Below are 8,506 nucleotides of genomic sequence, written 5' to 3' on the forward strand. Positions count from 1 at the left end.
TCTGTGGTTGTTTAAATCCCCAAGGAAGGTTTTTGGTTGCGGCTGTGCTGCCTTAGAATACTTCCTTCAAAAGATCTAATCCCGCCACAGCGGGATGCGAAAATTTTAATGCTGTTTTAGGGAGGACTTGTTGAAGAATTGGTTTAAATTATTTCTGCGAATATCTGCTAAATCTGCGCGAAATATAATTGTGATTAAAACAGTTTCTATCACTTTTGGTTGCGGATATGCTGCCTTAGATTTTGTATTTATTGCAAATAATCAGACTGAAAACAAAAATCAGAATAATGACGCCCAACACGCCCATTTCGATCATGTGGGGCGTAAATTTTTCCGGCAGATAGGCGCTTTCTACGCTGATGATTAAAATGCGTCGGACAGAGGCAATCAAACCAATGATAAAAAAGGGTTCGGCGCTCAGTTTGTGCGATTGCAGAGACAATTTTACAGTATACAAAATCTCTACCACCATCAATACCAATAACACACGGTCTATCAATCTAAGAACGCCATGAATGAAATCGGATGATTGAAAGGTTTTACCAACGACCAGCAGGGAATTGTAAATTAAAATGGAAATTGTAATGACCAGGAGAAAGCCAATGACCACATAAACTATTTTTTCAAACCAGATGAACAGTTTCTCAATTACACTCTGCTCGGTTTTGTACATATAACCTTCCTCGCTATATGAAACTAAAGATAAAAAATTTCAGGGAAAAGTCAACTTTCCATTAAAAAAGAGTGGATTAATCCACCGGACATTGTAATTTCCTTAAGAAAATGAGAGAAGAGAGACTAAATAGCCCGGAACCTATCAGAATAAGAGCAGGCGAGATCAGATGGAAGAGGGCTCCGGTGACTAATGGGAAGATTGAAGAGATGATATTCATAGCACCAAAAACACCGCTAAATAACACGCGGTTTTCTTTATTGGAAATTTCCAGCAGGCCGCCCTCAATGGAAATTTTGTAAGCGCTGATCCCACTGCCCACATAAAAAAAGAACAGGTAAAGCATAAACACCAGTCGCAGCTTTAGAATGAGGAGCGCTAAAAGAGGCATTAATCCGATGAGTAGAACAGTGATTTTAAACAGCCCTTTGAATCCTTTCCCTTTTACCACTTTGCGCCAAAACCAATTGGACAAAATCATCCCGGCGTATTGAAAAAGCAATAGATTGCCGATGAGTAGTCCGGAAAAATCGAAGTTCCCCTTGAGTGAACCGGTAATAAAGGGAATAAGAACCAGGGAGGCAGATAAGGCATTAGCCATCAGGATCAGATTAAGCAAATTTGGATTTGTTTTTAAAATACCGGGAATATTCTTCAGTAAGCTAAAAATTGAATAGCTTTGATGGTGGAGTTTTACTGGTTTTTCTTCCAGCGCCCAAAATCCCAATGAAGCGATGAGCAACATGCCGCTGGCCATAAAAAACAGGCGCAAATAGTTGGCCGGAAAACCATATTGCCTTAAAATAAGATTGACCGCAATAGCCGAAAGGGCAAGTCCTAAAGCGCTCAGGGCCTGTTTAGTAACAATGAGATGTTTACGCTGTTCCCCTTCAAAACTAAGGCCTAAAAGATGGGTATAGGATAATCCGGCAAAAGCGCCGCTAAAAGTGAAGAGCAGCATCCAGAGATAGACACTGATCATAAATGGCGCAAAACCGGGATTGTGCAAAAACCAGTAGATGGTGCCTCCAATGCCTAAGAGGGCCAGCACGCGCAGATTGATGCCCAACAAAAGAAATGGCTTTTTGAACGCGCGGCTGCTTAAAAACGGAGTAAAGATTAATTGTGAAACCAGCGGAATACCAATCGATAAAAAGGTCAGAATCCCAATATGCCACATGGCGCCGCCGGCTTTTACAATTAGAGCCGGCAGTACGGTGTTGTAATCTGTAAAAGCCGAGGTAAAGGAAAACCATAAAGCGTGCCACAAAAAACCATAATAGTTTTTTTGATTCAAACGACCGCATCCTCTTTTTTATGAGTTTGTGTTTGGATGTGTGGCCGGCTTTTAAGTTACAAAATTTAAGGCAAAAAAGACTTTAAAAATCTGGATTTAGCGCCTGCTACAATATTTGCTTTTGCTGAGAAAAACAAGTAAATTGATTAGCTTTAAATAAAATTTGTGCAATAGGAGGTTTTATTCGCATGATAAAAGCTGAAGTCAAAAAAATATCCAGTTCCAAGCGGGAATTAAAAGTTACGTTAGCTAAAGAGAAAGTAGAGGAAATTAGAGAAGAACAGGCCAAAAAGTTGCGCAGAGAAGCGCAGGTGCCCGGCTTTCGCAAGGGAAAGGCGCCTTTAGGTATGGTAAAAAGGCGTTTTGGGAGTTTAATAGAGGCTTACACCCTGGAAAACGCCCTTGAAGAGAGTTTACGAATGGCCGAAGAACAGGAGAAGCTCAGAATTCTTGGAACTCCTGAAGCCAAAGAGGTCGCTCTGGATGACGAGGGGAATCTTGTTTCTCAAATTGAATTTGAAACATTTCCGGAAATTGAGCTAAAAAAATACAAAGGCATAGAGCTGACCCGCGATAAATATGTGGTAACGGACAAGACCGTGGAAAATCAGATTCAGCAGCTACTCAAAGCAAAAGCCGAAATTTCGCCCAGCGATGACCCGGTAGCCGAGGGCGATCTGGTTAAGGTTGATCTACAGGAATCGGATGAGAGCGGTGTGCCGGTGATTGGCAAGATGTACGAAGATGTGGAATTTAAAGTGGGTGAAGGCCGCTTTGACAAAGAGATCGAATTGCAACTAATTGGGATGCAAGAGGGCGATACCAAGCGCGTAGAAAAAGTGTATCCGGAAGATTTTCCGCAAAAAGAGTTTGCCGGAAAGAAGGAATTTTATGAAGTTACCGTTAAAGAGATCAATCATGAACGCATCCCGGAACTGACCGATGAATTCGTTCAGGAATTAGGCGATGAAACTTTAAAGACGGTTGAGGATTTAAAGAAAAGACTCCGTGAAAATCTCGAACGTCAATATGAAAACGAATCGCAGGCGCGGTTTGAAGATGACTTGATTCAGACCTTGTTGGCAGAAAATGAATTCGATGTTCCGAAGGTGATGGTTGAAAATTATCTGGACGATTTAATTCGGAAGGCCAAATACCAGTATCCAAATGTACCGGAAGAGGAGTTGCGCAAAGCTTATCAGGCTAACGCAGAAATTATGGTTAAGTGGTATTACCTGCTGCAAAAGATAGGTGAAGAGGAAAAGATTGAGGTTACAGATGAAGAAATTGATCAATTTCTGCAGGAAAGAGGCGAAAAAGAAGAAGATCGCCAGAAACTAAAAAAGAATCCACGATATGTGGAAGGGATCCGGGAAGAGCTGTTCTACGAGAAAATAAAAAATTTTCTCATAGAAAATGCAGAGATTAAAGAAAACGAAATTGTACTCGATTGATAATTGAAGAAAGGAGCTGGCACATGCCTTTAGTTCCCATAGTTATTGAGCAAACTGGAAGAACCGAACGGGCCTATGACATATATTCCAGGCTGTTAAAAGAACGTATTGTCTTTTTAGGTACGCCGATTGATGATAATATAGCCAGTCTGGTGATTTCGCAATTGTTGTTTTTGGAAGCCGAAGATCCGAACAAAGATATTTATCTTTACATCAATTCGCCGGGTGGTATTGTCTCTTCTGGTCTGGCTATTTACGATACCATGCGTTACATCAAGCCGGATGTGGTAACCACCTGTATGGGGCAGGCGGCCAGCATGGGCGCTGTTTTATTGGCGGCCGGTACAAAAGGCAAAAGATATGCTTTACCCCATGCCCGCATCATGATTCATCAGCCTTTAGGCGGCGCCGAGGGACAGGCCTCTGATATTGCCATTGCAGCCAATGAAATTTTGCGCATCAAGAAGGTGTTGAACCAAATTCTGGCCGATGCCACCGGAAAGCCCATTGAACAGATTGAAAAAGACACCGACCGAAACTATTTTATGTCGGCTCAGGAAGCGCTGGAATACGGAATCATCGACAAAGTATTAACCTATCGTAAAGAAGAGGGAGAGAAGGGGAAAAAGTAATGAGTAAGTCTTTTCGAGGCCCAATATTTCGCTGTTCCTTTTGCGGGAGAAGCGCTGAAGAGGTGGAGAGCCTGATTTCCGGCCCGGATGTACACATCTGCAATTACTGCGTGCAGAGCGCCAATGAAATCATTGCCCGACACAAGAAAAAAGCGGTGATCTCCGAAAAACGTGCCCTGATTCCACCGAACAAGATCAAGGAAGAACTGGATAAATACGTCATCGGCCAGGAAAAGGCCAAACAGATTCTTTCGGTGGCCGTTTACAACCATTACAAACGCATCAATAACATTGTTGATGCGGATGACGTAGAGATTGAGAAGAGTAACATCCTTTTAATTGGTCCCACGGGTACTGGGAAAACATTACTGGCCCACACCCTGGCCAAAATATTGCACGTGCCTTTTGCCATCGCCGACGCCACGGTGCTAACGGAAGCCGGTTACGTGGGCGAAGATGTGGAAAATATTCTGGTGCGTTTGTACCAGGCCGCTAATTTTAATGTGCAGGAAACGCAGCGGGGCATCATCTACATCGACGAAATTGACAAGATATCCCGAAAGGATGGTAATCCCTCTATTACGCGTGACGTTTCAGGCGAAGGGGTTCAGCAGGCATTGCTTAAGATTCTGGAAGGGACGGTTTCCAACATTCCGCCCAAAGGCGGTCGCAAGCATCCTGAACAAAATCTGGTGGCCATTGACACGCGGAATATTTTGTTCATTGTTGGCGGGGCTTTTGAAGGACTGGAAGACATCATTTTGAGACGCATTGGCGAAAAAAACATTGGCTTTGAAAAAACGTTGAGTGAAACGCACACCTTGAGTAAAAGCGAACTTTACGCCATGGTCGAGCCGGAAGACTTGCTGCAATACGGACTCATTCCCGAGTTAATCGGTCGTCTGCCGGTCATCGGAACGCTGAATGAAATTGATGAAAAAGCGCTTTATTCCATTTTGACGGAACCCAAAAATGCCCTGGTAAAACAGTACAAACAATTGATGAAGATGGAAGGGGTTGAACTGGAATTTGAAGAAGGCGCGCTAAAGGCCATTGTGGCTAAAGCCATGAAGCGCAAAACCGGTGCCCGTTCTTTACGCTCTATTATGGAAGAGGTGATGCTGGATGTCATGTTCAAGGCGCCTTCCATGGAGGGGTTGAAATCGGTAACGATTACCGAAGAAGTGGTAACCAGCAAAAAGGAACCGATTTACCAATTTAAGAAGAGTAAAAAGAGCGCTTAAGGAAACCCTTAATCTTATTAAAGATCAGCGGAGCCGTGCTCCGCTTTTTTTTGCTATTGACTGGCTTAAGAACACATTGTAAAACATCGTTGAAACACATGGGATGGCAATGAAAGAATACGAAATCATTGAATTAGATTTAACTAAAAACTACGTGCTTACTGTTCTACCGCTAAAAGATCTGGTGTTTTTCCCACACATGGTGGTGCCGCTGATTGTAGGGCGCCCGCAATCGATCGAAGCTGTTGAACGGGCCATGGCCAGCAATCGTATGATCTTTTTAGTGGCCCAGAAAAATCCCGGTCAGGAAGAGGTAACAGGCCGCGATTTGTACCGCTTTGGAGTCATTGGCCGCATTTTACAAATTGTGCGTTTGCCCAATAATCTGCTTAAAGTTCTGGTGGAAGGTCTGGTGCGGGCAGCGGTTTTCAGCTATCGTAAGCAAAGCGGGGTGATCCGCGCCACCCTGTCTGTACCTTACAGCTCGGTGCAATACAATGATCGAATTGAAGCCTCGCGTCGGGAATTAATCTCACTATTTAAAACCTACATCCGTTTAAATGAAGAGCTACCGGAGGAATTGCTCTTTTCTGTCAATCAGATGGAAGACATTGAAAAAGTTACTGATTTCGTTGCCAGCTATCTGGATTTAAGGATTGATGAAAAGCAGCGTATTCTGGAAAAACACAAGCTTGAAGATCGCCTGCAGTTGCTATTGGGACTTTTGAACCGCGAAAATAATATTCTGGGGCTCAAGTCGGAGCTGGATTCCAAGGTGCGCGATCAGATGATGAAAACACAGCGCAACTATTATTTGCAGGAGCAGCTGCGCGTTATTCGCGAAGAGTTAGGCGAAGAAGCGGAAGAAGGCAGCGATGTGGCCATTTTGCGCAAAAAGTTTCAGAAAAAAGCATTGCCCGAGGAAGCGCATCAAAAAGTAGAGGAAGAATTGACGAGACTGGCCAAAATTCCGCCCCTTTCACCGGAATACAATGTGATTCGCACGTTTCTGGAATGGATTCTAAATTTGCCCTGGATGGAGCAAACCCAGGACGAAACCAGTCTGGAAAAAGCGCAAAAAATTCTGGACGAAGATCATTACGGATTGGAAAAAGCCAAAAAACGCATTTTAGAACACATTGCCGTTTTGCAACGCGTTAAGCAAATCAAAGGCCCTATTTTGTGCCTGGCTGGCCCTCCAGGAGTTGGTAAAACTTCGTTGGGCAAATCGATTGCCCGCGCTCTGGGGCGTAAATTTGTGCGCATCTCGTTGGGCGGCATTCACGATGAAGCGGAAATCCGCGGCCATCGACGTACCTACATTGGCTCCATGCCCGGTAAAATCATTCAGGGCATGAAAAAAGCCGGTACGGTCAATCCGGTCTTTCTGCTCGATGAAGTGGATAAAATCAACAGCGATTACCACGGCGACCCGGCTTCGGCTCTTTTGGAGGTGCTGGACCCGGAACAAAACCATTCCTTCATTGACCACTACCTTGAAGTAGAATACGACCTTTCCAAGGTGTTTTTCGTGGTTACAGCCAATAATCCGGATGCCATTCCCGAACCGCTGCTCGACCGCATGGAGGTGATTGAACTGCCCGGCTATCTGGACTACGAAAAGCTGGCCATTGCCAGACAGTACCTTATCCCCAAGCAATTAGAATTAAATGGATTAACAGCAGAAGAGCTGGAAATCACCGACGAAGCCTTAAACGAAATCATCGTCAACTACACCCTGGAAGCCGGGGTACGGAATCTGGAACGGGAAATCAGTAAAATCTGCCGACAGGGGGTCATTGAGCTTTCCAGGAGCACAAAGCCTAAAAAGATCATCGTCAACAAGAAGAACCTGAGTCGCTACCTGGGCGAACCCAAGTACGCCATTTCCAAATTAAAAGGTCAAAAGGAGGTAGGCGTGGCCACCGGCCTGGCCTGGACGCCTTTTGGCGGCGATCTGTTACGCGTGGAAGTCAATCTCATTCCAGGTAAGGACAAATTAACATTGACAGGTAAGCTGGGCGAAGTGATGCAGGAGTCGGCCATGATTGCTGTGGATTACATCCGTTCGCGTTATCGCAAGTTTAAGATCGACCAGAATTTTACCAATAAGTACGAAGTACACATCCATTTGCCGGAAGGCGCAGTACCCAAAGAGGGCCCCTCGGCCGGGGTTACGCTGACCAGCGGTTTAATTTCGGCCTTAAAAAAACAGCCCTTGCCCGCAGATTTAGCCATGACAGGCGAAATTACCCTGCGCGGTAAAGTGTTAGCCGTTGGCGGTTTGCAGGAAAAACTGATGGCCGCCCGGCGCCACGGCATCAAGCGCATCATTTTGCCCGCGGAAAACAAACCCGACGTGCGCGAAATGAACAAGGAACTATTGGAAGGATTGGAACTTATTTTTGTTAAGGATTATGAGCAGATTTACGATTTGCTGTTTAAGAAGTAAACTTTTGGTTTAGAATACTTGACTTAAAAGATCTATTACCGCCACAGCGGGATGCGAAAAATTTTGTGCTGAAGATCCTAACCCCCAGGCCCCCTTCCCTTCTTTTAATAAAGGGAAGGGGGAGCAAATTGTGCCGCTTTGCTGACTTTTACTCTGAAGTGTTAAGATATTTTACAATTTTTACGCACTTTGTGAGGCTTTGCTGCATTGGAGTGGACTCATAAATTTTATTTGACATAAAAGAGAGAGTGTTTTACATTATAACTGAATTTTTTAATCATATCACAAGATTTTTTAATAAAAAGTTTTAATCTATCAGGAAGAATTAAAAAGTAATACTAAGGACGGATAAACATAGAACCTTGGCAAAGAGGATTGCTGATGGTTTATTGTTATTACAAAATTCTTAAAAGAAAGTTTTTATACTTTTTTTCCTACTTAATCCGTACTAAAGTTAATACGCTTCCATTAAAAAAAATAAATTTTAATCTTTTGTCTTTTTTCTTTAATCTTAAATTTACCCCCCCCCCCCGCCACTTGGCCTGAAATTATTCCTTTTTCAGATAAAAGAATTTAGATGTTGCTTTGGTTATGATTTCTGGAAAACGGCGTTTACATAGATTAAGGAGAAGACAAACCGGTTAACCCTATTTGTTTAAACGAAAAGTGCGATGATATGAAAAATATTTTACGCCATAAGCGTTTTCAATTAATTTTAAGAATAGCATTGGGATTATTTCTTTCGTTTTCCGGG

Annotated in this window: 6 protein-coding genes; 4 read left to right on the plus strand and 2 right to left on the minus strand. The window is 43.5% G+C overall.

The window, feature by feature from the left end; all coding sequences use genetic code 11:
• Positions 1 to 235: 235 nt before the first annotated feature.
• A complete protein-coding gene (locus ACWB0I_RS14515; RefSeq protein WP_479388790.1) occupies positions 236 to 673 on the minus strand; it encodes a phosphate-starvation-inducible PsiE family protein in 438 nt (145 codons plus the stop codon).
• Between the two features lie 76 nt (positions 674 to 749).
• Positions 750 to 1,970, minus strand: coding sequence for an MFS transporter (locus tag ACWB0I_RS14520; protein WP_479388791.1), 1,221 nt, complete (start codon positions 1,968 to 1,970; stop codon positions 750 to 752).
• Positions 1,971 to 2,158: 188 nt separating this feature from the next.
• Between ACWB0I_RS14520 and tig the strand changes: the two genes are divergently transcribed.
• The 4 genes from tig to lon all read left to right on the plus strand — a co-directional run bounded on the left by tig (position 2,159) and on the right by lon (position 7,752).
• On the plus strand, positions 2,159 to 3,424 hold the full coding sequence (gene tig / locus ACWB0I_RS14525) for a trigger factor (protein ID WP_479388792.1): 1,266 nt from the start codon (positions 2,159 to 2,161) through the stop codon (positions 3,422 to 3,424).
• A gap of 23 nt (positions 3,425 to 3,447) precedes the next feature.
• Positions 3,448 to 4,056, plus strand: coding sequence for an ATP-dependent Clp endopeptidase proteolytic subunit ClpP (clpP, locus tag ACWB0I_RS14530; protein WP_479388793.1), 609 nt, complete (start codon positions 3,448 to 3,450; stop codon positions 4,054 to 4,056).
• Positions 4,056 to 5,300: an ATP-dependent Clp protease ATP-binding subunit ClpX gene (gene clpX / locus ACWB0I_RS14535; RefSeq protein WP_479388794.1), complete on the plus strand. Its 1,245-nt coding sequence runs from the start codon at positions 4,056 to 4,058 to the stop codon at positions 5,298 to 5,300. Before clpP ends, clpX begins: the two co-directional genes overlap by 1 nt.
• Before the next feature lie 109 nt (positions 5,301 to 5,409).
• On the plus strand, positions 5,410 to 7,752 hold the full coding sequence (gene lon, locus ACWB0I_RS14540; protein WP_479388795.1) for an endopeptidase La: 2,343 nt from the start codon (positions 5,410 to 5,412) through the stop codon (positions 7,750 to 7,752).
• Positions 7,753 to 8,506: the final 754 nt, after the last annotated feature.

The sequence above is a fragment of the Caldithrix sp. genome, from assembly GCF_056497305.1.